The 23,549-nt window shown below is 58.3% G+C and carries 24 protein-coding genes; 12 read left to right on the forward strand and 12 right to left on the reverse strand.

What is annotated here, in order from left to right:
- Positions 1-64 precede the first annotated feature (64 nt).
- Genes QVF59_RS09740 through QVF59_RS09755 form a run of 4 tightly spaced genes read left to right on the forward strand, consistent with a single transcriptional unit; the run spans position 65 to position 5,776 of the window.
- The gene (locus tag QVF59_RS09740; protein WP_240902598.1) at positions 65-1,102 is read left to right on the forward strand and encodes an extracellular solute-binding protein; all 1,038 of its coding nucleotides are present in this window, start codon (positions 65-67) and stop codon (positions 1,100-1,102) included.
- A gap of 3 nt (positions 1,103-1,105) precedes the next feature.
- A complete protein-coding gene (locus QVF59_RS09745) occupies positions 1,106-2,830 on the forward strand; it encodes a GGDEF domain-containing protein (protein ID WP_159875273.1) in 1,725 nt (574 codons plus the stop codon).
- Between the two features lie 42 nt (positions 2,831-2,872).
- Positions 2,873-4,189 carry an Hpt domain-containing protein gene (locus QVF59_RS09750; protein ID WP_287879260.1) on the forward strand — a complete coding sequence of 439 codons (1,317 nt, stop codon included), beginning with the start codon at positions 2,873-2,875 and terminating at the stop codon, positions 4,187-4,189.
- Positions 4,190-4,249: 60 nt separating this feature from the next.
- On the forward strand, positions 4,250-5,776 hold the full coding sequence (locus QVF59_RS09755) for a fumarate hydratase (protein WP_159875275.1): 1,527 nt from the start codon (positions 4,250-4,252) through the stop codon (positions 5,774-5,776).
- A gap of 75 nt (positions 5,777-5,851) precedes the next feature.
- Here QVF59_RS09755 and QVF59_RS09760 read toward each other — a convergent pair whose 3' ends face one another.
- A complete protein-coding gene (locus QVF59_RS09760; protein WP_287879263.1) occupies positions 5,852-6,379 on the reverse strand; it encodes a cysteine hydrolase family protein in 528 nt (175 codons plus the stop codon).
- A gap of 124 nt (positions 6,380-6,503) precedes the next feature.
- On the opposite strand from QVF59_RS09760, the gene QVF59_RS09765 reads away from it, so the two are divergent.
- Positions 6,504-7,445 (forward strand): GlxA family transcriptional regulator, encoded by a 942-nt coding sequence (locus QVF59_RS09765; protein ID WP_159875277.1) that lies wholly within the window; start codon positions 6,504-6,506, stop codon positions 7,443-7,445.
- Here the strand turns inward: QVF59_RS09765 and QVF59_RS09770 are convergent.
- Positions 7,439-8,362 (reverse strand): LysR family transcriptional regulator, encoded by a 924-nt coding sequence (locus tag QVF59_RS09770; RefSeq protein ID WP_287879264.1) that lies wholly within the window; start codon positions 8,360-8,362, stop codon positions 7,439-7,441. The two genes, QVF59_RS09765 and QVF59_RS09770, sit on opposite strands and share 7 nt — an antisense overlap.
- Positions 8,363-8,739: 377 nt before the next feature.
- On the opposite strand from QVF59_RS09770, the gene QVF59_RS09775 reads away from it, so the two are divergent.
- From QVF59_RS09775 to QVF59_RS09785, 3 genes are all read left to right on the forward strand, one after another.
- Entirely contained in the window at positions 8,740-9,963 is a 1,224-nt protein-coding gene (locus tag QVF59_RS09775; protein WP_287879265.1) for a GGDEF domain-containing protein, read from the forward strand.
- Positions 9,964-10,127: 164 nt separating this feature from the next.
- Complete coding sequence (locus QVF59_RS09780) at positions 10,128-11,006, forward strand: MBL fold metallo-hydrolase (protein ID WP_287879267.1); 879 nt, start codon at positions 10,128-10,130, stop codon at positions 11,004-11,006.
- Positions 11,000-11,695 carry a DsbA family protein gene (locus QVF59_RS09785; protein ID WP_287879270.1) on the forward strand — a complete coding sequence of 232 codons (696 nt, stop codon included), beginning with the start codon at positions 11,000-11,002 and terminating at the stop codon, positions 11,693-11,695. The genes QVF59_RS09780 and QVF59_RS09785 overlap by 7 nt, the downstream gene beginning before the upstream one ends.
- A 19-nt stretch (positions 11,696-11,714) precedes the next feature.
- On the opposite strand, the gene QVF59_RS09790 is transcribed toward QVF59_RS09785, so the two are convergent.
- On the reverse strand, positions 11,715-12,863 hold the full coding sequence (locus QVF59_RS09790; RefSeq protein ID WP_159875282.1) for a PP2C family protein-serine/threonine phosphatase: 1,149 nt from the start codon (positions 12,861-12,863) through the stop codon (positions 11,715-11,717).
- 201 nt (positions 12,864-13,064) lie between these two features.
- Here QVF59_RS09790 and QVF59_RS09795 point away from each other — a divergent pair, with 201 nt between their 5' ends.
- Both QVF59_RS09795 and QVF59_RS09800 read left to right on the forward strand, forming a co-directional pair.
- The gene (locus QVF59_RS09795; protein WP_159875283.1) at positions 13,065-13,526 is read left to right on the forward strand and encodes a YaiI/YqxD family protein; all 462 of its coding nucleotides are present in this window, start codon (positions 13,065-13,067) and stop codon (positions 13,524-13,526) included.
- 314 nt (positions 13,527-13,840) lie between these two features.
- The gene (locus QVF59_RS09800) at positions 13,841-14,593 is read left to right on the forward strand and encodes a class I SAM-dependent methyltransferase (protein ID WP_287879275.1); all 753 of its coding nucleotides are present in this window, start codon (positions 13,841-13,843) and stop codon (positions 14,591-14,593) included.
- A 51-nt stretch (positions 14,594-14,644) separates the two neighbouring features.
- Here QVF59_RS09800 and QVF59_RS09805 read toward each other — a convergent pair whose 3' ends face one another.
- From QVF59_RS09805 to tadA, 3 genes are read right to left on the reverse strand one after another with little or no spacing between them, the layout of a single operon-like run.
- Positions 14,645-15,061, reverse strand: coding sequence for a DUF2721 domain-containing protein (locus QVF59_RS09805; RefSeq protein ID WP_159875285.1), 417 nt, complete (start codon positions 15,059-15,061; stop codon positions 14,645-14,647).
- A 5-nt stretch (positions 15,062-15,066) separates the two neighbouring features.
- Positions 15,067-15,723 (reverse strand): L,D-transpeptidase, encoded by a 657-nt coding sequence (locus QVF59_RS09810; RefSeq protein WP_159875286.1) that lies wholly within the window; start codon positions 15,721-15,723, stop codon positions 15,067-15,069.
- A gap of 1 nt (position 15,724) precedes the next feature.
- Positions 15,725-16,471: a tRNA adenosine(34) deaminase TadA gene (gene tadA / locus QVF59_RS09815; protein ID WP_287879278.1), complete on the reverse strand. Its 747-nt coding sequence runs from the start codon at positions 16,469-16,471 to the stop codon at positions 15,725-15,727.
- A 224-nt stretch (positions 16,472-16,695) separates the two neighbouring features.
- Here tadA and QVF59_RS09820 point away from each other — a divergent pair, with 224 nt between their 5' ends.
- On the forward strand, positions 16,696-17,538 hold the full coding sequence (locus tag QVF59_RS09820) for a hypothetical protein (protein ID WP_287879281.1): 843 nt from the start codon (positions 16,696-16,698) through the stop codon (positions 17,536-17,538).
- A gap of 28 nt (positions 17,539-17,566) precedes the next feature.
- Here QVF59_RS09820 and QVF59_RS09825 read toward each other — a convergent pair whose 3' ends face one another.
- Genes QVF59_RS09825 through QVF59_RS09835 form a run of 3 tightly spaced genes read right to left on the reverse strand, consistent with a single transcriptional unit; the run spans position 17,567 to position 18,563 of the window.
- The gene (locus QVF59_RS09825; RefSeq protein WP_159875289.1) at positions 17,567-17,845 is read right to left on the reverse strand and encodes a hypothetical protein; all 279 of its coding nucleotides are present in this window, start codon (positions 17,843-17,845) and stop codon (positions 17,567-17,569) included.
- A gap of 1 nt (position 17,846) precedes the next feature.
- Positions 17,847-18,233 (reverse strand): phage holin family protein, encoded by a 387-nt coding sequence (locus tag QVF59_RS09830; protein WP_287879283.1) that lies wholly within the window; start codon positions 18,231-18,233, stop codon positions 17,847-17,849.
- 15 nt (positions 18,234-18,248) lie between these two features.
- Positions 18,249-18,563 (reverse strand): ElaB/YgaM/YqjD family protein, encoded by a 315-nt coding sequence (locus QVF59_RS09835; RefSeq protein ID WP_159875291.1) that lies wholly within the window; start codon positions 18,561-18,563, stop codon positions 18,249-18,251.
- A gap of 366 nt (positions 18,564-18,929) precedes the next feature.
- Between QVF59_RS09835 and QVF59_RS09840 the strand changes: the two genes are divergently transcribed.
- The gene (locus tag QVF59_RS09840) at positions 18,930-19,700 is read left to right on the forward strand and encodes a glycosyltransferase family 2 protein (protein WP_287879285.1); all 771 of its coding nucleotides are present in this window, start codon (positions 18,930-18,932) and stop codon (positions 19,698-19,700) included.
- Between the two features lie 69 nt (positions 19,701-19,769).
- Here QVF59_RS09840 and QVF59_RS09845 read toward each other — a convergent pair whose 3' ends face one another.
- From QVF59_RS09845 to guaA, 3 genes are all read right to left on the reverse strand, one after another.
- Positions 19,770-20,408, reverse strand: coding sequence for a hydrolase (locus tag QVF59_RS09845; protein WP_287879287.1), 639 nt, complete (start codon positions 20,406-20,408; stop codon positions 19,770-19,772).
- Positions 20,409-20,442: 34 nt separating this feature from the next.
- Positions 20,443-21,408: a hypothetical protein gene (locus tag QVF59_RS09850; RefSeq protein WP_159875294.1), complete on the reverse strand. Its 966-nt coding sequence runs from the start codon at positions 21,406-21,408 to the stop codon at positions 20,443-20,445.
- Positions 21,409-21,960: 552 nt separating this feature from the next.
- Positions 21,961-23,538 carry a glutamine-hydrolyzing GMP synthase gene (gene guaA, locus QVF59_RS09855; protein WP_287879291.1) on the reverse strand — a complete coding sequence of 526 codons (1,578 nt, stop codon included), beginning with the start codon at positions 23,536-23,538 and terminating at the stop codon, positions 21,961-21,963.
- Positions 23,539-23,549: the final 11 nt, after the last annotated feature.

A 23,549-nucleotide genomic window follows, 5' to 3' on the forward strand; every position in this document is an offset into this window, starting at 1 on the left:
TATAAACTCTGGTAAACAGCTACATTCAAAATTCAAACGGCAGATTGAAAAAAGAAAACCAAACGTGGCATCAAGAATAAACAGCCTGCTTGCGGGGATGATTGGCTGCCTGTTGTGCTGCCAGCTGGTAATGGCCAAGGACGTGCTGCGCGTGCTGGCCTGGCCCGGCTATGCCGACCCGGATGTGGTGCAGGCATTCGAGCAGCGCTACCAGGCCAGCGTCGAGGTGACCTTTGTCGATTCCGACGAGGCGCTGTGGGCGCACATGCATGCGGTAAAAGGCCCGCGTTTTGATGTGGTGGCTGCCAATACCGCCGAAATGCAGCGCTACTACGCCGCTGGCCTGCTCAAACCGCTTGACCCCGCCTTGCTGCCCAATACCAGCCGGCAGCTGCCACGTTTTCGTCATCTGGCTGCCATTCCCGGTCTGCAGCAACAAGGCCGGCTGTATGCCGTTCCGTATACCTATTCCACCATGGGCATCATCTATGACCGGCGGCAGTTTACCCGGCCACCGGATTCGATGAACGTGCTGTGGGACCCGCGCTACCGCCACAAGGTGCTGGATTTCAACAGCGGTCAGCACAATTTTTCCTTTGCTGCGCTGGCCAGCGGCATCAGCCAGCCATTCCAGCTGTCGGCTGCCCAGCAAGCCATGCTGGTGCAGCGGCTGATTGCCCTGCGGCGTAATGTGCTTACCTATTACACGTTGCCGGAAGAGGCCAGCGAGCTGTTCATCCGCCATCGGATTGCCGTGATGTTTGGCAATTACGGCACCCAGCAGCTCAACTCCCTGCGCCAGGCCGGGGCCGATGTCGGCTATGCCATTCCACGTGAGGGTGTGCTGGCCTGGCTGGATTGCTGGGCCATGACGGTTTCCACGCGTAACCCATTGCTGGCACAGCAATGGATCAATTACATGCTGGAGCCATCCGTCAGCGCTCTGCTGCCCACGCGGCAGGGGCTGGCCAATACCTTGACGGCCAGCGATGAATTGAAAGCCGGTGTGCGCGTGTTGTGGCTGCAGCCAGTAGAAGACGCTGCCCGGCGTGAAGCGCTGTGGCAGAAAATCTATTCCGGCGATCTGCCGGGGAGCTTCTGAACCATGCGCCCCGGTCTGCTGGTCAAACTGGCGGTATTGCTGGCCATCTTCGGCATTCTTGCTTCTGGCATCACCGGCTATTACGCCTATACCGTCAACCGCGCCATGCTGGTATCGGCGGCGCAGAGTGATTTGTTGACCGCCGCACGCGGGGTGAATCGCCGGCTGTCGCAGTCGGTGGAGGAGGCTGCCGATGATGCCCTGCTGCTGTCGCGGCTGGTGGAGGTGGACCGGGTCATCAACAGCCGCATGCCGCGCGAACGGCAGATTGCCGGGGGCGAACTGGCACGGGCGTTTGCATCCATGCTGGCCTTGCATCCGGAATACCTGCAGGTGCGGCTGATCGGTGCTGCTGACAACGGGCTGGAACTGGTGCGTGTAGACAGCCAGAACGGGCTGACCGTCGGCGTTGAGGGCAATGCCCTGCAGGAAAAGGGGCATTTCCCCTATGTATTCGAAACCCTGTCGGTACCGGCAGGGCAGATTTACCAGTCATCCATCGCAGTCAATCATGAACGCTCCGCCCACGATGCCGAGGGGCGTCCGGGGCTGATGGTGGCGACACCGGTTTCCGACCGCGCTGGCCGGCCCGGCGGATTGCTGGTGATCAATCTGGATCTGACACGGCTGCTAAGCCAGCTGCAGCTGGATCTACCCAAGGCTTACCAGTTGTACATGGCCAACCGCTGGGGGGATTTCCTGGTACATCCGGACCCTGCCCAGACCTTTGGTTTTGACAAAGGCCGGCGCATTCTGATGCAGGACAGCTTTGCCCCCACCCGCCAGCTGTTCGAACGCAAGGTGGGCAGCCTGGCGCTCAGCGGTCTGGATCAGCCCGAGCAGTCAGCCGACAAGGTAATGGCCTTTGTCCGGCTCCCCATCGGCCGTGGCAGTCGCGATGAGTTTGTGGTCACCGGGCTGGTACAGCCCCTGGGCAGCGTGCTGGCACTGGCTGCCCCGCTGGGCTTGCGCATCATCCACATGGTGCTGGCCTTCAGTGTCATCGCCATTCTGCTGGCCGTGGTGTTTGCCCGCGCCATGCTGCGGCCAATCAACATCCTGGCCCAGGCGGCCAGCAGTTTTAGCGATACCCGTCAGCAATTGCCTCTGCCGGTGGAGCGCAATGACGAGATTGGTGTACTGGCACGCAATTTTGACCGCATGCAGCGGCAGATCAACAGCCATATGGCCAGCCTGTACGACAACCAGCGCGAGCTGAGCTATCTGGCGCACCACGACAGCCTCACCGGTCTGGCCAACCGGGCGCTGTTTTTCCAGCACCTGGAAAAGATGCTGGCGCTGTCGCAGCGAAGTGGCGCACAGTTTGCCGTGCTGTTTGTCGATCTGGACCACTTCAAGCAGATCAACGACCAGCATGGCCATGCGATTGGCGACCAGGTGTTGCAAGTGGTTGCCCGCCGTCTGCAGCATGCTGTGCGCGGTAGTGACATGGTGGCGCGCATGGGCGGGGATGAGTACCTGATCCTGCTGCAAGGCAGTTTTTCCACCGATGCCCTATCCGAGCTGCTGGGCAAGCTGGCGCTGACCATTGGCGAGGCCATGCTGGTAGAAGGCAAGAAGCTGGAAGTAGGGGCCAGCATTGGTTACAGCCTGTATCCCCGCGATGGCACCTCTGCCGAACAGCTGGTCAACCAAGCCGACCACGCCATGTATCATGTCAAGGCCATCCAGCGCGATGGCCACACCAGGCAACTGCCTTATTCCTGATTCCCGTTTGCGCCGTATACGGCCTAAACCGCTTCGTGACTGATGCCGACATTGACTTCTGATGCCCACCACCCGCTGATCGGGCCTTTGCTGACAGCCCGCCATCGTGGCCAAGCGGCTGATGCAGTCCCGCTTGCCAGCTTGCTGCGCCAGCTGCATCTGCGTTTTCAGCCGCAGGCCCAGCACCTGCAGGTGGATTTCAGCTTGGAACTGGACAGCGCACTGGCCGCGGTGTTGCAACTGAACCTTGCCGTACTGCAGCAACTGCTGATGCAACTGCTGTCGCTGGTCTTGCCTGCCCAGGCCGGGGGCCGGCTGGTGCTCAAGGCACAGGTGTGGGCACAGCAGCACATGCGCCAGATTCTTACCCTGGAGCTGATCGCCAGTCGCGCAGGCGACGCTGGCATGTCGGCAGGCAAGTACTGCGGACCGGCGTGCGCGCGCAAGCGTCGGCACGCCCCGGCCGACTGGCTGCACTGCCGACAACTGGCGCGCAGCCTGGGGGCGGAACTCAGCCTGGAGTCCGGTGCGCACGGCATGCATATCAGTCTGCAGCTCAAGCCGACCATGCCTGAGGCACAGACTTCCCCTGGCGTCACCGTGGCTGGATGCTGGCCGGTTTTGTTGCTGTGTGCCGATGCCGAGCAAAGCGGGCAGCTACAGCGGCAATTGCAGGGCGCGGGCTATCCGCTGAAAACCGTCAACACGGTGGCGGCTGCCTTGCAGTGCTGGCAGCAGCAGGCGGTGGCTGCGCTGCTGTTGGCTGAGCCGGACCCCGGTTGCAGTCTGCCAGCCTTGTTGCAGCCGATGCGCCGCCTGGAAAGCATCCAGCCTTGGCGTGGCCACACGCCGCTGCTGGTGGTGCTGCCAGAGCCGCATGCCCTGCCGCAGGCGCTTGAGCCCATGCCGGATGGCTGGCTGCCCCATTCTTTTGATTGCACTGCCTTGTCCCCCTGGTTGCCTGAATGCGCGCTCAGCAATACTGCGGCCTTGCCGGTGCTGGACCGAGCGGTGCTGTTCGATCTGAGTCAGGGCGACTGGGCGCTGGAGCTGCCCTTGCTGCAGCACTATCTGCAGGACAAGCAGGCCGATCTGGGCCTGTTGCTGCACGCCTGGCAGCAGGGTGATCTGCCTGCCTGTGTGGCACTGGCGCATCGCATCAAGGGAGCCAGCCGCACGGTAGGTGCGCACCGGCTGGCAGAGGCAGCCGCCAGCCTGGAACAGGCTGCCCGGGCCGGGCTGGGTGACAGCCTGCCAACCATGCTGTTGACGCTGGAACAGGCGCTGGAGGATTTTGCCCAGCATCTGCAGTCTGCCGCCGAGCCTGTGGGCAAACCAGGCACAGGCATGGCGCAATAAGGCGCAAGCGCCTAAAATGTCCCGACAATTCCTAAAGCCCCTACGCTGGAGAGACCGCTCATGGCTGTTATCCGTCAGGATGATTTCATTCAAAGCATCGCCGATGCTTTTCAGTACATCAGTTGCTACCACCCCAAGGACTACATCGACGCCCTGTATCAGGCCTATCTGCATGAAGAAAGCCCGGCGGCCAAGGACGCCATGGCGCAGATCCTGATCAACAGCCGCATGTGCGCCGAAGGCCGTCGCCCCATCTGTCAGGATACCGGCATTGCCGTGGTATTCCTGAAAGTGGGCATGAATGTGCAGTGGGACGCCACCCTGTCGGTACAGGAAATGGTCAACGAAGGCGTACGCCGCGCCTACAACAATCCGGACAACAAGCTGCGCGCTTCCGTGCTGCTGGACCCGGCTGGCAAGCGTCAGAACAGCAAGGACAACACCCCGGCCGTGGTGCACTTCGAAATTGTCGAAGGCGATGGCGTGGAAGTGACCTGTGCGGCCAAGGGCGGTGGCTCGGAGAACAAGTCCAAGTTCTACGCGCTCAATCCGTCCGACAGCATTGTCGACTGGGTGATCAAGACCGTGCCCACCATGGGTGCCGGCTGGTGTCCGCCGGGCATTCTGGGCATCGGCATTGGCGGTACCCCGGAAAAAGCCATGCTGCTGGCCAAGGAAAGCCTGATGTCGCACGTGGACATCCACGAGCTGAAGGCCAAGGCTGACAGCGGTGCCGAACTGTCCCGCGTTGAACAGCTGCGCCTGGAAATCTTCGAAAAGGTGAACGCGCTGGGTATTGGCGCACAAGGCCTGGGCGGCCTCACCACCGTGCTGGACGTGAAGATTCTGGACTACCCGACCCACGCCGCCAGCCTGCCGGTAGCGATGATCCCCAACTGTGCCGCCACCCGTCACATCCATTTCCATCTGGATGGCAGCGGCCCGGCCCATCTGGCCGTGCCCAGCCTGGAAGACTGGCCGGAAATCACCTACGACACCAGCAACGGCAAGCGCGTTGATCTGGACAACATCACCAAGGAAGAAGTGGCCAGCTGGCAGCCGGGTGATGTGCTGCTGCTCAACGGCAAGATCCTCACCGGTCGCGATGCCGCGCACAAGCGCATGGTGGACATGCTGAACAAGGGCGAGGCGCTGCCGGTGGACTTCACCAACCGCTTCATCTACTACGTGGGCCCGGTGGACCCGGTGCGTGACGAAGTGGTTGGCCCGGCCGGCCCCACCACCGCCACCCGCATGGACAAGTTCACTCGCCAGATGCTGGAACAGACCGGCTTGCTCGGCATGATCGGCAAGGCCGAACGTGGCCCGGCTGCCATCGAAGCCATCAAGGACAACAAGGCGGTCTACCTGATGGCGGTGGGCGGCTCGGCCTACCTGGTGTCCAAGGCCATCAAGGCCTCCAAGGTGGTGGGCTTTGCCGACCTGGGCATGGAAGCCATCTACGAGTTTGAAGTAAAAGACATGCCGGTAACGGTAGCGGTCGATTCCAACGGTATCTCGGTGCACAACACCGGCCCGGCGGAATGGCGCGTGAAGATTGGCAAGATTCCGGTCAACGTGGCCTGAGCCTGCTCGTAGCCTTGCAGTAAGCAAAAACCCGCCATCCAGCGGGTTTTTTCATTAGCGGCAGCTTGGAGCGTACTAGGCCAATGCTTGTGCTACTGTCGGCAGTGCCACGCGAATGGACAGGGCATTGAGCGCAATCGCATGCAGCATCTGGTCCACGGTAGTGCAGCAGTCGGCCAGCACGGCTACTTCGTACTGTGTGGCTGCTGGTGACAGCGCGGTGTGGGTGACGCAGTTCTGCGTCATCATGCCGCAGATCAGTAGTTTACGGCTGCCCAGTTCTGCCAGCGTGGCCTGCAGCGTGGTCTGGTAAAAACTGTCGGCGGCCTGTTTCACCACTACCGGTGCTTGCGGCGCGGCAGCCAGAATACGCGGGTGAATGGCTACGCCTTCGCTGCCAGCATTGAAAAAGGGGGCCAAGCCCTTGCTGCTGTCGGCCACATGCTGAACCAGGATGACCGGCATACCCAGCACTTGCGCCCGTGCTATGGCGGCCACGCAGTTGTCCAGTACGGTTTCCGTATGCCATAGCGGGTATTTGCCGCTAGGAAAATAGTCGTTCTGTAGATCGATCACGATGAGTGCGGTGTGGGCGTAATCCATGGCGTGGCTCCTGTGCCGGGTTGCAATGTGGCCATTATTGCCAGTGGCAGCTCAAGGCAGAAGTGGCCCGATTGCCAGAATGCGTTAAGATCGGGCCAATTCTGTTTCGCTTCGGCATCCCGCCATGTCTGCCCCCGTCATTGCCGTTGTCGCCTTTGCGCAGATCAGCCCCTTTCACTTGTCGGTGCCTTGCGTGGTGTTTGGCGATGCCCATCCCGGCCTGCCAGCATTCGACTTGCGGGTTTGTAGCGCGGATGCCGGTGAACTGCGCACCAGCGCCGGTTTCAGCATCCACTGTGAGCATGGTCTGGAAGCGTTGTTTGATGCTGAAATCATCATCCTGCCTAGCTGGCAGGCTGGTCGCCCGGTACCGCCGCGCTTGTTGCTGGCGCTGCAGCAGGCGGCGGCGCGTGGTGTGCAGATTGTCGGCCTGTGTCTGGGGGCTTATGTGCTGGCCGAGGCCGGCTTGCTGGATGGCCGTGCCGCCACCACGCACTGGGCCTATGCCGATGACTTTGCCCGCCGCTATCCGCAGGTGCGGCTGGACCCGACGGTGTTGTATGTGGAAGATGGCCAGATGCTGACCTCGGCCGGCACAGCGGCCGGGCTGGATTGCTGCCTGCATCTGCTGCGCCAGCGTTATGGGGCGGAGCTGGCCAATGGCGTGGCGCGGCGGCTGGTGGTGCCGCCACACCGTCAGGGCGGGCAGGCGCAGTTTATCGAGCAGCCACTGCCGGCCAGCGCCGGTGATTCACGGCTGGCGGTGCTGCTGGACTGGATCAGGGCTAATCTGGCCCAGCCGCATAGCCTGGACAGCTTGGCGGACAAGGCGGCGATGAGCCGGCGTAGTTTTACCCGGCATTTTCGGCAACTGACGGGGCGCACGGTCAGCCAGTGGTTACTGGACGAGCGTCTGGCCTTATCTCAGCGCCTGTTGGAAAGCGCTGATCACAATATCGAACAGATTGCCCGGCTGACGGGTTTTGGCTCGCCCGAATCCTTGCGTCATCACTTCCGCCAGCGCTATGCGGTGTCGCCCAGCCAGTGGCGGCAGAGTTTTCAGTGAGCAGCTGACGCTGAAACAGGCTGTTCCCAGGGCGGGATGGGGGCAAAGCGTTGCTGCAGGAAGTCCAGCAGTGTGCGCATGGCTAGTGGTAATTGGCGGCGCGAAGGGTAGAGCGCATAAATGCCCAGGCTGACGGGTTGCCAGTCCGGCAGCAGGGCTACCAGTTCGCCGCTGTGTAGCAGCGGTTTGACCAGATAATAGGGTTGCATGGCCAGGCCGGCACCGTGGCGGCAGGCCTGCAGCAGCGCCACGGCTTCATTGGCGCTCAGCCGGCCATGCACCTTGACCACGGCTTCTTCCTCGCCGCGGCGCAAGCGCCATTCGCTGTGGCCAAACTGGCTGTAGCTCAGGCAGTGGTGCTGGCTGAGGTCGGCGGGCTGCTGTGGCTGGCCGTGCTCCGCCAAATAAGCAGGAGCCGCCACGATGACCGAAGCGCAATCTGCCAGCCGGCGCGCAATCAGGCCCGGCTCCGGGTCATTGGTGATGCGGATGGCCAGATCAATGCCTTCTTCGATCAGGTTGACCGCGCGGTCCCCCAGTTGCAGGTCGATGCGGATCTGCTGGTGTTCGGCCAGAAAAACGCTGATGGCCGGGGCCAGCTGGGCCATGCCGAAGGACATGCTGGTAGTGATGCGCAGCTGGCCGCGCAACTGGCCATCGCGCAGGCCCACTTCTTCGCGGGTTTCCGCGGCCAGATCCAGCATCTGCTGGCAGCGTGCCAGGCAACTGGTACCCGCATCGGTCAGCGTCACCTTGCGGGTGGAACGTTGCAACAGGCGCGCGCCCAGCCAGTGCTCCAGCTCGGCGATATAGCGCGTCACCATGGCGCGGCTCAGCTCCAGCTCTTCGCTGGCGGCGGTAAAGCTGCCACGGCGCGCCACTTCGACAAATACCTGCATGGCAATCAGCCGGTCCATGGTTATCCTTGTTGCTTGGAGTGCATGCGCTGCATGATAAGCGATTGAGCGTCCGCTGCGCGCTTTCGTGGCCAGGCATGGGCGTGCGGCGGGTTCCGGTCGAAAATACTCTGCTGCGCAGTATAAACATGCTTGCTGGCTGCTGCTTCCTATGTTTAATGCCATGCCTGACGTGCTTTTGCTCATTTGTCATCGAATGTATTGCCAAGCGGATTTACACCGATTTACCGGGCGGCATTTCCGTTATACTGCTGCGTGAATTACAAGTCAGGGCATTTCTCCGGCCCGTTTTAAAGCACCATCCTCCGCCCGGAAACCACTGGAGCCGCACCGTATGGGCACCGGCCTGCTGCTGCTATGGCAACGACAAGCGCAAGATGACTGATAAAACCTCGCCGCAGCTGGAGCAGGAACTGGCTGCCGCCGACAGGCAACCCTGGTATCAGCTGGCCTTTCCGCCCGTGCTGGAAGAAGCTTATCTGCATGCGACTTGCGAGCAACGCTTGCGGCGATACCGGCTGTTTGGCGCTATCGGCATTGTGGTGTTCATGTTGTATGGCCTGGTGGACAAGTTTTATCTGGCCGATGCCTATGGCCGCATCTGGCTGTGGCGCTGGCTGATCCTGCCTGGCATGGGGACTATCTCCATCATCGGCAGTTACTGGGCTCCGGTACGCCGCTGGTACGAGCTGTCTGTGGTGGGCGTCAGCACGGCTTGCGTGTTGGCCCTGATCTGGTTTTTCTCCCTCAGTCACATGCCGACGGCACAGCACTATTATGGCGGGGTGATGCTGTGCCTGGTATTCACCATGTTCGGCCTGCGCATTCCCTTCCGTCTGGCTTGCTACAGCAGTGTCATCAGCCTGTCCTATCTGGGCTGGGTGCTGCTTGACTGGCATTTTCTGGATGAAGCCACCCGCTCACTGATTTTCATTCTGGTGATTTCCTGCGTGCTGCTGGGCTTGCTGGGCTTGTTCCAGCTGGAGAAGGAAGCGCGACGCAGCTATCTGCTGGCGCAAGAGTTGCAGCGTGATCATCTCCAGTTGCAGCAGGGCTTCAAGTATTTGCAGCAGATTTCCACTGCCGATGGTCTGACCGGCCTGTTCAACCGGCGCTATTTCGATCAGCAGTTGCAAACGGTGTGGGAGTCCCGCCTGCAAAACAAGGCCGATATTGCCTTGTTGTTTGTCGATGTCGATTACTTCAAAAAATACAATGACAGCCAGGGGCACCAGATGGGGGACGATGCGCTGATCCGGGTGGCGCAGGTCATCAGCCGCCATGCGGAGTCGGTGAATGGCTGTGCAGCACGTTATGGTGGCGAGGAGTTTGTGTTGCTGCTGGCTTGCAGCACGGTCGGGCAGGCCAGCAGGCTGGCAGAACAGATTCGTCAGGATGTGGAAGCGCTGGCCCTGCCACATCCATCCTCGCTGTGTAGCCAGGTGGTGACCATCAGTATCGGCATTGCGGCAGCACACGCCAGCATCAACCAGAAGCCGGACTGGCTGGTGAGTACGGCGGATGCGGCTGTCTATCAAGCCAAGAAGCAGGGCCGCAACCGCATTGTCACCATGCATTCTTGTCAGCCGCTGCCCAATTAATCAGGCTGTCTTTGGCCTGGACACCCTGCCAGATCAAATAATTAGTACATTTTTTGAAACAATCATGCGCGTTTTAATGGATATATCTGCACGATTTTTGGCGCTAAAGTACGCTCCATCATCAATCAGGCGCTGGTTTTACCCTGCGCCATCCGGAGCCGATCATGCCGCGCACTTCTACTGTTTTCCTGTCCCTTTTGCTGTCATCCGGCCTGCTTGGCAGCGCTGCCCAGGCCGCGGACGCGCTTAAATTATCGGTGTATCAGGCCGATGAAAACAGCTTCAATGTCACTTCGGTGTTGGTCAGCGGCGAAAAAGATGCCGTGCTGATCGACAGTGGCTTCACGCGTGCCGATGCCTACCGTATTGCCGCCAGGGTGCTGGATAGTGGCAAGACGCTGAAGGCCATTTATATCAGCCAGGCGGACCCGGACTACTATTTTGGTGCCACCGTGCTCAAGCAGATTTTCCCGCAGGCTGAGTTGCTGGCTGCTGCCCCCACGCTGGCGCGCATCAAGAGCAATATTGCTGGCAAGGTGACATTCTGGGGGCCGAAAATGGGCACCAATGCACCACAGGCTCCGCTGACCCTGCCCAAGCCACTCAAGGGCAGCCAACTGACGCTGGAAGGGCAGGCCATCGAGGTGCGCGGTACTTCCGGGTTGCTGGCGCATCGCGGCTATGTGTGGATTCCGTCCATCCAGGCGATTGTCGGTAATATCGGCGTGGTGTCCGGCCTGCATGTGTGGACGGCCGATACCCAGAGCAAGCAGGAGCGCCAGGCCTGGCTCAGCCAGCTGAATGAAATGGAGGCGCTGCAGCCGAAGCAGGTGATCCCCGGCCACATGGCAGCCGATGCGCCCACTGGCCTTGCCAGTGTCCGCTTCACCCGCAGTTATTTGCAGCAGTTTGAACAGAATCTGGCCGTTTCGGCCACTAGCGCGGAGCTGATCCAGCATATGCAGCAGGCTTTTCCCCAAGCTGGTGAAGCGATGTCGCTGGAGATCGGGGCCAAGGTCAACAAAGGTGAAATGAAATGGTAAACACTACACTGCATTACTTTTACGACCCGCTGTGTGGCTGGTGTTATGCCGCATCACCCCTGTTGCAGGCTGCTGCGGCGCTGCCCGGTCTTAACCTGGCGCTGCACGCCGGCGGCATGATGAGCGGTAGCCGTCGCCAGGCAGTTACGCCGGCCCTGCGCGATTACGTGATGCCGCACGACCAGCGTATTGCCAGCATCACCGGCTTGCTGTTTGGTGATGCCTATTTTGACGGCCTGCTACGTGATGGCAGCGCGATATTCGATTCCACTCCACCCATTGCCGCCATTCTGGCGGCAGAAAAACTGGGCTTGGCCGCACTTGCCATGCTGTCTGCCTTGCAGCGGGCACACTACCAGCGCGGCCTGCGCATTGCCGATACCCTAGTCCTGCAGATGATAGCGCAGGAGCAAGGGCTGGATCCGGCTGGATTTGCTGTCGAGCTGGAACGGCAGCTCAGCCTGGCTGAGCTGCATATCCAAGACAGCCGCCATTTGATGCAGCAATATGGCATGCAGGGTTTTCCCAGTCTTTTGCTGGAGCGGGATGGTCAGTTGCAGAGGGTGGACGTTTCCCCCTGGCTGGGCCAGCCACAAGCATTTACTGCGGCGTTGCAGGGCGTACTGGGGAGTGGGGAGGCCACCGAGGCATCACTTTGCACTGCAGACGGTTGCGGATTGCCAGGATAGCCAGCTGGCAGGTGGGGTTTCAGGGGCAGCGTACAACCACCAGAGAAATATCGTCGTGGTTTTCGCTGCCGGCCAGATGCTGGTTCACTGCCTGGGTGATCGCCCCCTGAATGTCCTGCGAACCGGCCTTGCGCATGGCCTCCAGTATGCCGTCCAGACCGAAGGGGTGGCGATCGGCATTGTAGGCTTCAGTCACGCCGTCCGAGCATACGACCAGTGCACCGCTTTCCTGCCAACTGAAGTAGTCGAGCGTGGATTCGAAATCACTGTCCGGCAAAATGCCCAGCGGAGGAGACCTGGAGGCGAAAGAGCGCAGCACCTCGCCATTTCTGCCTACATACATGGCACAGGGAATGCCGCCGTTCCACACCGCGATGCGGCGTAGCTGGTAATCCACCTCGATCAGCGCCGCGGCCACGAAGCGGCCAATAGGCAGGATGGTATGCAGCTTGCGGTTGATCGTCCGGGCAATCTCCTGCACCGGCAGATTGCGATCGCTCATGGCAAAGAAAGTATCCACCGCCGGCAGGCCGCAGATGGCTGCTGCCAGACCATGGCCGGTGCTGTCTGCCAGCATGATGCGATCCAGTCCCGGCTGGCTGCGCCGGATGCAGATGGTATCGCCGCTGAAGTTCATTGCCGGACGCTGCCATTGCTGGATATTGGGCGGTGTCTGCTCGGCGCGGCGGGTAAAGCGGTCCAGCACCATCTGGGCAAACATCTGCTCCTGCTCATTGATGCGGTAGTACGCTTCCAGCCGTTCGCTATCCTGTGCAATGCGCTGCTGCATGTCCGAAATACGGATCAGCACATGCAGTTTTGCAGTCAGGATATCCAGATCTATCGGTTTGGTCAGGTAATCATCGGCCCCCATCGCCAGTCCACGCAGCAGTTGGCTGCGGTCGGTCAGCGAAGTCAGGAAAATGATGGGAATCCAGTGTTCGCCCAACAGTCTCCGGATGGCGCTGGTGGCGGCAAAACCATCCATCACCGGCATGGTGACATCCATGAAGATGACATCCGGCCTTTGTTGCTGACAGAAATCCACGGCTTCCTGGCCATTGCATACGGCTACGGCCTCGTGGCCCAGCAGGCGGATGTAGTCGATCAGGATCTGACGCGAGGTCGGGCTATCTTCGGCAACCAGAATAGTCAGCGCGCGGGTCATTCAACAAACCTTGTGGGAGAAGGGGCAGGGTGGATACCTGCCTGTAGCGTAAGCATATGCATGTCCGGCTACTATAGAGTGCCTGAACAGTTTATGCCATTAGCTTGGTAATGAATCTGTCGACTTTAACAGATTGACATGGGCAGACAAGCCGGACTGTTGTAGGCTTGCCGCACCTTCATTTTTGTCAAAGCGCATGCCATGACTATCTGGGTTGATGCCGATGCCTGCCCTGCGGTCATCCGCGACATCATCTGCCGTGCGGCCCAGCGTACGGCAACATCGGCCGTATTTGTGGCCAATCGCCTGACTGCCTTGCCTGCCAGTCCCTATCTGCGTGCCATCGTGGTGGCCAAGGGTTTTGATGTGGCCGATGCCGAAATTGCTCGGCAATGTGTGGCAGATGACTTGCTGGTCACCGGTGATATCCCGCTGGCTGCCGAAGTGCTGGCCAAGGGTGTTGCTGCAGTCAATTTTCGCGGTGAAGCCTATTCCAGGGAAACCATTGCCGGTCTGCTGACCATGCGTGACTTTATGGAAACCATGCGTGCCAGTGGTATCCAGAGTGGTGGTCCTCCGCCATTCAGCCAGGCGGACCGGCAACAGTTTGCCGGTAAACTGGACCAATGGCTGGCTGCCCGTCGCCGTCAGGCCAGCAAGTAAATCGCATCTGGACGCAGTAGTTGCTGCGGCAATGCGGTTTGCACTCTGTTACACAGGCAGCTACAAGAATTGCCTGCTGCTGCCGATAAGAAACCAATGATCACAATACATGTGTGCCATGCCGCTGATGTAGCCTGCTTGCTTATGGTTTGTGATTAGTTATTTGACTTGTTTAAACTTTATCTTTCAAAAGAAATTAATTGAAATTAAATGGCATGCACAATGCTATTATCATTAATACCTTGCATCCAAGGGGTGACGCGGAATAGTCCAGCGCACCGTTTACCCGAGTGAGTGTTCATTTGAGCCCAATCATGGATACGCGTGCCATTGCCACCTTCGACCTGCAGTCAGACCAATATGCGCGCTACCGTCCGCAATATCCGGACATGCTGTTTCGCTGGTTGCAGGCTGCGGTTCCCGGCCATCAACGTGCCTGGGACTGCGCTACAGGCACCGGTCAGGCGGCAGTACAGCTATCTCGCCTGTTTGGCCGGGTCGATGCCTGCGATATCAACCACAGCCAGCTTGATGCGGCCGAGCAGGCAGCCAATATCATGTATCTGGAATGTGCGGTGGAGCATCCGCCCTATGGCGATGCCGTATTTGAGCTGATCACGGTTGCCCAGTCTTTGCACTGGTTCGATTTCCAGCGTTTCTGGCCGCATGTGGAAAGAACCCTCAAGCCCGGTGGCGTGTTTGCCGCATGGGGCTACGACTGGTTTCAGGTTTCGCCGGAAGTGGATGATGCCATGCGCTTTTTCCGTGCGGTGATCGAACCGTTCTGGTCCAGTTGCAGCCAGTTGCTGTGGGATGGCTACCGGGACGTCAGCATGCCCTTGCCTGCCATTGCTACCCCGGTCTACCAGATTGTCATGCACTGGAATCTGGAGCAGTTGCTGGGTTATCTGCACACCTGGTCGGCGACCAAGCTGTGCGTGCAAAGCCTGGGTCATCATGTGCTGGATGATGCACGCCAGCGTCTGCTGCGTGGCTGGGGAGATCCTGCCTTGGTGCGTCGGGTCAACATGCCGCTACATTTCATTGCCGGCCGCAAGCCGGGCTGAGTCAAAAAAAACCGGCATTGCCGGTTTTTTTCATCGACATCCGGCTGGTGTTCACTTTTGCTGGCGATGTGATTCCGCTTCCAGGTCGGACAGCAGGATATTCAGCGCATCGGACGAGCGTACCAATTCCCACAGCGAGGTGGCCAGGGAGGCAATCATCAGCAGCAGGCTGATGCCAAATGACATTTCTCCCAGCTGCTGCCAGCCGGTATAGATCTGGAACATGGCCATGCTGCAAAGAAACAGACTGCCTATGCCGAGGAATTGCATCCATTTGATCAGCTGGATACGGGTACGCAGATTGCCGATCTGCAGCAGGATCTTCGGGTTCTGCTCTGTCTTGTAATCGGTGTACAGATTGCGAATGATGCTGGCCAAGCCGAGAAAACGGTTGGTATAGGCTAGCAAAAGTAGCGAAATGGCGGGAAATAGCAAGGCTGGTGTGGTGAGGTTGAGTGCTGCGTGCATGATGTTCAGGAATTCTCGTCTATCAAAATATCTGTGCCATTGGGCGTTTGGTCAAATAGCTGGATGATGTCCGGATTCTTCATCCGCACACAACCCAGTGAAGTAGGGGTGCCAAAGGCAACATGATCGCCTGCGCCATGCAGGTAGATGGCTCGGTCGTAGCTGTCGACATTACCCCCCTGATTCCGGCCGGCCTCATCGCCGCACAGCCACAGGATGCGGGTGAGAATCCAGTCTTTTTCCGGATACTGCTGGTGCAGCTCCGCCGTGTACTTCCATGGAGTTACCCGGCGACGAAAGATGATGGTATTGGGTTCGGCTCCCGCTCCCAGTTTTTCACATACATGGTGCCAGCCCCGCGGGGTCTGGTAGCTGTTGGCCTGTTCGCCGGCCCCGCGTCGTGCTGTGGAAACAATATAGTGCTGCTGCTGACGGCCCCATTCATCAAACAGAATCAGCGACTGGCTGCGTATTCCAACCAAAATCCAGGGTTGGCCATAGTGCCGTGCATTGGCACGGGTGGCTTGCAAGGGGGCATCCTGTTCTGTCTGCAAAATAAAAGCCGCCGGATCTGTTGCATCTGGAGGAGATGCCAGCAATGCCTGTGACAACAGGCTGATGCTTGCTCCGGTGCGTAGCTTGTCCAGCAAGCTTCGTGCCATTTCATGTCTCCTGCTCACGGCGTTGCCGAAAAAAATCACTTAACTGCTGGCTGCATGCCGCTGCCTGCTGTCCACCCCATATGGCCGTATGGTGATTGAGTTGTGACATGGCAAACAGGTTCAGTACGCTGCCGGCGGCTCCGGTACGCGGTTCGCTGGCACCAAAGATCACCCTGCCAATACGGGCATGCAGGATGGCACCGCTGCACATGACACAGGGTTCGAGTGTGACATATAGATCGCAGTCGTCCAGTCGGTAATTACCCGCATGTCTGGCGGCATCGCGCAAGGCCTGCATTTCGGCATGTGCCGATGGATCGGACAAGCCCACTGGCTGGTTAAAACCGCGGCCAATAATCTGCCCATTTCTGACCACGACCGCCCCGACCGGTACTTCCCCGCTTGCGGCCGCCAGGCTGGCCTGCTGCATGGCTTGTTGCATGAAGCTGGCAATTTCTTCTGCTGCTGGAGGAAGGGCAACGGGCGGATGGCTTGCCAGCATCTGGATCAGCCTTTCCCTGTCCGCATCTCCCAGTTGAGACCAGTGCACACCACGCGCAGCAGCTTCCAGTGCAAACAGTAAGCGCCGGGTAGCCGTGTGGCCAGCTGCTTTCAGCTGCAAAAAGGTGGTCACACTGCCGTTTTGCACTAGCTGGTCACGCGTATTGATGCCGATTTGCCGCAACCATTGCACTGCAGCTGGGGGCAGAGGAGGCGTAGCAAGCAGGGTGTCGGTGGGGGAGAGCATGGCAGCGGGGTTGCAGTGGGTAGTTTATCTATTTTAGCGTTTTCGGTGGCAGGACCTATAGCAGTGCGTTAAAGAATCAAACAAATATGCCGATAGAATCAGGTAAAGACATCACTGTGGTAGCTGCCAGCATGCTTTCCATCCAGTATTTGACTCCGAGTCTTGCGCGGGCCGATGCAAGAGATAATGCCCCGGTCTCTGCCTCCTCCGGCAAAGGACAGGCTATGGCGACCAATAGTGCGGATACACCGGTGTTGCCGGGAATGACGCCTGCTGTACAGGACAATACCCGTCAGGCGCTGAGTCAGTCCTTGCAGCAGGCCCTCAACCAATGGCGGCAGCAACAGGCTGCGCTGCAGAAGCAGGCCCAGAGCAGCAAACAGAGTACCAATCAGCCGCTGGATGCCGGTCGTATGGAGATGCTGAAAGAGAGGGTGAAGAACCTGCGCCAGATGCTGTTGCTGGTGGGGCGGGACAAAGCCGGCCTGCGTGCCATTGCCATGCAGCTCAAGCAGATCAGTGCTGAATTACGGCAGATGGTTGCCAATGCGACCGGCCAGGCTCAGCCGCAGGGCATGACGGTGAATGTGAGCATGGCTGCTGCCGGCAATGGGCAAACCGGTGCGGATACTGCTGCAACAGGGGATGTCGCTTCCGCGTCGGCGACTACTCCGGGGCAATCCATGGCAGTGGACAGTGGAAACAAAGAATCATCAGACGGCACTGATACCGCATCCACCAGCCGCGTTGCGGATGCAGGCAATATGCCAGCTGGCAACGGAGTGGCAACTGGCTTGAGCGGCAATATGGAGTTGCAGACGCTGATCAACAGTATCAAGGCCATTCAACAGTGGCTGCGACAGCGCCAACAACAGACGCAGGATGAGTCGCTGAAAAAATGGCTGGATGACAGCAGCAAGGATATGGCGGCTATCACGAATATGTTGAACGGAGGCAGCAATAATGCCGAAGGAGAACTGAACCTGCAGGTAGAACTTGCCGGCAGCGGTACGGATGGCAGCAATGGTGTAGATGTCGGCAGTGCTGGCGTAAACGGTCAGGCCTGAAGAAAAAGCATAGTGCGCGCCAGTTGTTTCAACGGGATGCCCAGAATTTACTGACCAGCTTCCACATCAGCAACATTCTGGTGCCACGGCGCAGCCAGCGGCGTACAGATTCCGAAGGTAGTATATTGGCCAGCGAGGACAACAGGCTGGCGGTGCGACCTCCGCCGGTAAAGGCCATAAAACCTTTTCCGGCCATACCCAGCGGGTGTTGACGCAGCTGTTCCAGCTCCAGGGTCAGCTTCACGCGCAACACCTCGCCCTTCATCAGCAACAGCTGCTTCTTGATGGCACGGTCTTGGGGTTTCATGTCACCTTCTCCCGCTCAGGCTGGTCCAGTCCTTGCGGACTTCGGCCACTGTGTCGGCAAACGGTGCCGGGCTGCGATAAGCACGCTGACGCATATGCCACAGCAAGCCCAGCGCAGCGGCCAGGCTAAGCAGCGTCAGTGCACCCAGCACCAGTGCCCGGGATGACTCAGGGGTAAGCACCAGAATCAGCAGCAATCCACACAACAGGGCCAGCAGCAGCAGGATTAGTGCCAGCCCGCCCAGCAGCAGGCTCAGCAGCAGGTTGTCTTTCTGTTCTTCCGCTTCCAGCAAAAATAGCTCGAAGCGGGTAAGCAACAGAGAGAATACCCCGCTCATCAGCGAGCTGATGCTGCCTGGGCGGGGCGGGCGCTTGGTGGAATCGGGCATGTGGTGGAAAGCGGCTTAGCGGCGTGAAACCAGCATGCCCAGCAAAAAGCCTACCCCTGCTGCAATGCCGATGGATTTCCACGGATTTTCATGTACATAGTCATCAGTTGCCTTGGCGGCAACTTTGGCCTTGCCGACCACGACCTTTTCCGCCTCCAGCAACCGAGCCTTGGCCAGCTTGATGTTTTCACTCAGACGTTTGCGTAGTTCGCGCCCCTTTTCGCCGCCTTCATCACCGGCAGCGCCGAGCAAATCCTCGGTACTGGACAAAACCTGGCGTACGTCATCCAGCAGTTGTTCTTTTTCCTGATTCAGTGCAGCTTCGGACATGGTTATTTCCTCGGTGAGATTGAAACGGGTAAACAAATACAGACTGCAATGCAAAACGGATGGTTCCCATGCGGGCATGGCACTTGTTGACCGTATCAGTGGTACTGCAGCGCGTCAATTGCCAATGGATTGTGATTTGCCCTGCCGCAACAGTGGCTGATGGTTTCTTAATTGCTTACTAGACTGTGCGGAGAAGCAAGCCTGGCTTGCATGACAAGATATGAATTGTTACTGCTTCGCGTATTCCGGATAATGCTCAGAAAATTCACACTCCCTCTGCCTTTGATGCTGATGGCAAGCCCAGGTGCCACATGGCTGGGTGGGACCGCAGCATAGGCAGATCCGTTTCCGAATGGGCAAGATTACATGACGCCGTTGTCAATCTATGTACTGACTTTCAATAGTGAACAATATCTGCAAGCCATCTTGCATGCAGTAGCCGATTTGGCTGACGACCTGCTGGTTGTCGACAGCGGTAGCCAGGATCGTACGGTAGAAATTGCGCAACAATGTGGCGCACGAGTGGTGTATCGGAAGTTTGATGATTTTCGTCAGCAGCGAGATTTTGCCCAGCAGCAATGTCGCCATGACCACGTTTTTTTCCTGGATAGCGACGAGATCCCCAGTCCGGAGTTGGTGGCCCACATCCAGCAGCTCAAGCAGAAGGGGTTTCAGCACGATGCCTATGCCATCCAGCGTGACTGGATTGTGATGGGTAAGCAGGTACATGCTCTGTATCCGGTCGGTTGTCCGGATTACCCGGTGCGTATCATCGAGAAAAACCGTGTGTGTTTGTCTGAGCAAGCGGTGCATGAAGACTTTGTCGGCTACCGTAGCCGTGGCCGGATTGCGTTGCCGATCAAGCACCAGACTTTCCACTCCATGGCGGAGATCAATCGTAAGCTGGATTTGTACACCAATCTGGATGCCAGTGATCTGGCACGCATGCATACACGCAAGAACTTTGCCCTGCGGCAGTGGACCAGCCCGGTTGGTGCGTTTTTCAAGTGGTACGTCAAGAGTGGCAACTGGAAAGATGGCCGTGTCGGCCTGATTCTTGGTCTCTATGCCGCACGGTTTGCACACCGGAAATACAAGAAGGCATTGCAATTGCTCCGTACTGCACCGGGCAGCTAAGCGGATAGCCTGGTTGAGGCCATCAAGGGATGGCCCGTTGGATTACTTACCCGCTCGCTGCTTTGAGGGTCAGTCACGGTCATAAGATAGCTGTATGCCCATGGTGCCCCCGGTTTGAATGAATATATCCATGAAGTCCTGCACAGTTGCCGTGCGTTTCCAGTCGCGCTGCAGTTCGCATAGCAACTGAGTGAGACTGATCAGTTTGCCACCAGCCTGTTCAATCCGGCGCAGGGCCATTTCATGTGCCGTGCGTGATGTGCCTCCGACCGCATCCGCCACCACATATACTTCATAACCTGCCGCCAGGGCATCCAGTGCCGGAAAGGTAAGACAGGCTTCGGTCCATAGTGCGGTCATCACCAGTTTTTTGCGTCCCGTGGCTTCCACCGCCTGGCGAAATTCGATGTCCTCCCAAGAGTTGATCGTGGTGCGATCGTAGGTTGGGTAGTCGCTCAGGACATGGCGCAGTTGTGCAATTGGTGGTTTGTTGAGGCCGCTTGTTACATTGACTGTGGTATGGACAATCGGTAAACCAAAGGCGACAGCAGTTTTGGCGGTGCCAACGATGTTGTTGATCAGTAATTGCCTATCCATCGAGGCAATCGAGTTAACTTGTACTGGCTGATAATCGATGATGATAAACGCTGCATTTTGCGGTGTGAGCAGGTGATCGGTCTTGGCATCGCGGATGGTTTCACTTGTCATGGCTGTTTTCCTGTTGAGTGTCGGGTCGGAAATGTCAGATCTGGTCAAAACCGCCACTGGTATTCTTGGTTGTACCGCTGATTTCCAGTGTTTCAATGGCACCATGCATTTCAAGCGGGTTAATGCCATTGCCGTGGCAAATGAGACCCCCGGCAATTTCCACCCTTTGCACCGAGCCACCAGGCTTGATGCTCAGAGCAATTGCAGACAGGGTAGTAACAACCCCCTTGACCAGTGATTGTCCGGTACCACCAAAAGTCTCAATGCCATGTCTTACCTTGATGCTGCCCACCGGTTTGCTGATCTGGATACCAACGGCACCATCGGCATGGGTGATGATGCGGTCGAATTCAGCCTGACGAACGGTCCCGGTATAGACATTGAAGCCGCGTGCACCTTGGCCGAAGGTTTCAATCTCTGCATTGATCTGCAGTGAACCGATGGTACCGAAGTTGACAAAACCGATGCCGCTGGCGCCAAAGGAAGTCACCTTACCTTCGGCAATCCATTGCTCTACGGCCCCCCAGTTGTCCAGTACCATATCGTTGGGGCCATAAGTTACCACCGGGCCATGATTGATTACCCGGTCAACAAAGGCACCATAAACCGTAAATACCCCCCCGGTAATGCGGTCCGGGGTGCCGGGTGCGATACCGCCATCGCTGTAAACTGCATTGGTTTCCAGACGCCGAGCAACAAGTCGGCCACCGATATCGCCGGCCCCGCTGACAAAAATGCCGCTGCCCCGTACCGGTGCGCCTAGACGACCTGCGGCAAGGCCGGTCATGTCGGCGGTAATGGTAACGGTGCTATCAGGCTGTTGATTCCATAGGGTAAAGGCACCAGGAATGACCTCCACACCATAACCCTTGGGGCGCTGCTCATAACTGCGGGCATCGGCCATTTCGATATCGATATTGTGTGCTTCGACATGGCCGCTACGAACCTGATCACGTGCCAGTATCTGCACCACCCCGGTGATGTCGAGGTTTTGCAGCAATATGCGACCCAGGCTGACAACGCTGCTGTCATTAAATACTGCTCTGCGATCAGTATCTGTTTTAATTTTCAGGCTATTGACCTGATTGTCAGTTGATAAGCATATTCCATCGACTCCTGCCTGGAACTGAAGTGCTGCATTCTTGTTGTTGCCAGAAATCTTCTGACCAGGGCGCAGATGCAGGGTAGGAACATCGCTTAGTTCTGCGGTGATGAGAATATGTGTCACAGCAAGGTCTGCAAGCGTGGAAACAAGCTCTGCAGTGGTATTGACCTGATGTTGTGCAGCACTCATGAGGCATCTCCTTGATTGGTGAGACGTGAAATGAGTGCTTAGAATAGTGTGGGGCTGAAGGGGGATAACTAATCAGTTTCTGGTGATTGTTCTGATTTTTCTGATCGTATGAGCGCCCATTGAATCGGGCAATAGCCATACTTTATCTCTGTATCTTGATTGAATATTACGTGGCATCCGGTTTGGCTGACCATAAAAAAGCCGTCCCGAAGGACGGCTGTATTCAATTGCTATCACACAATCAACGCGGGAGCGTGCTTACTCCCACTCAATCGTTGCCGGCGGTTTGCCTGACACATCGTAAACCACGCGGTTGATGCCGCGCACTTCGTTGATGATGCGGTTGGAGGCGCGGCCCAGCAGGGAATAAGGCAGTTCGGCCCAGTGGGCGGTCATGAAGTCGCTGGTGACCACGGCACGCAGGGCAACCACGTAGTCGTAAGTGCGGCCATCGCCCATCACGCCAACCGATTTTACCGGCAGAAACACGGCAAATGCCTGGCTGGTGAGGTCGTACCAGTTCTTGCCGGTTTTCTCATCCACGGTATTACGCAGTTCTTCGATGAAGATGGCATCGGCCTGGCGCAGCAGGTCGGCGTATTCCATTTTCACTTCACCCAGGATGCGTACACCCAAGCCAGGGCCCGGGAAGGGGTGACGGTAGACCATGTCGTGCGGCAGGCCCAGCGCCACGCCCAGTTGACGGACTTCGTCCTTGAACAGCTCGCGCAGCGGTTCCAGCAGCTTGAGGTTCATGTCTTCCGGCAGGCCGCCCACATTGTGGTGGCTCTTGATGGTGTGGGCTTTTTTGGTTTTGGCACCAGCGGACTCGATCACGTCCGGATAAATGGTGCCCTGAGCCAGCCACTTGGCATTGGTCAGCTTGTTGGATTCAGCCTGGAATACTTCCACGAACTCGCCGCCAATGATCTTGCGTTTCTTTTCCGGATCGGTTTCGCCGGCCAGCTTGCCCATGAACTGTTCGGTAGCATCAACATGGATGACTTTCACCCCCAGGTTCTGCGCAAACATTTCCATCACCATCTTGCCTTCGTTCAGGCGCAACAGGCCGTGGTCGACGAAGACGCAGGTCAGTTGCGGGCCGATGGCACGGTGAATCAGCGCGGCAGCGACCGAGCTGTCCACGCCGCCGGACAGGCCGAGGATGACTTCTTCATCGCCCACTTGCTCGCGGATTTTCTTCACCGCTTCGTCGACGTAGTTGGGCATGGTCCAGCTGGGTTTGCAACCGGCCACATGCAGCACGAAGCGATGGATCATTTCGGTGCCGCGCTTGGTGTGGGTTACTTCCGGGTGGAATTGCACGCCGTAGTAGCCGCGGTCTTCATCGGCCATGGCGGCGATGGGGCAGGACGGGGTTTCGGCAATGACATGGAAGCCGGCCGGCAGGGCGGTAACCTTGTCGCCGTGGCTCATCCACACGTCCAGGAAGCCGTTGCCGGCGTCGTCGATATGGTCTTGCAGGCCTTCCAGCAGTTTGGAGTGGTGGCGGGCCTGAATCTGGGCGTAGCCGAATTCGCGTTTGTCACCGGCTTCCACCTTGCCACCCAGGCTTTGTGCCATGAACTGCATGCCATAGCAGATGCCAAGTACCGGGATGCCCAGTTCAAACAGCGCCGGGTCGGCCTGATAGTCGGATTCGTATACCGAGTTGGGACCGCCGGACAGGATGATGGCCTTGGGGCCGAATGCACGGATTTCTTCAATCGGCATGTCAAACGAATGAAGCTCACAGTAGACGTGAGCTTCGCGTACGCGGCGGGCAATCAACTGGGTAACTTGAGAGCCGAAGTCGAGAATGAGGATCTTGTCCATGCCTGTCCTTG

This window comes from Aquitalea sp. (genome assembly GCF_030150775.1).
Taxonomy (GTDB): Bacteria; Pseudomonadota; Gammaproteobacteria; order Burkholderiales; family Chromobacteriaceae; genus Aquitalea; species Aquitalea denitrificans.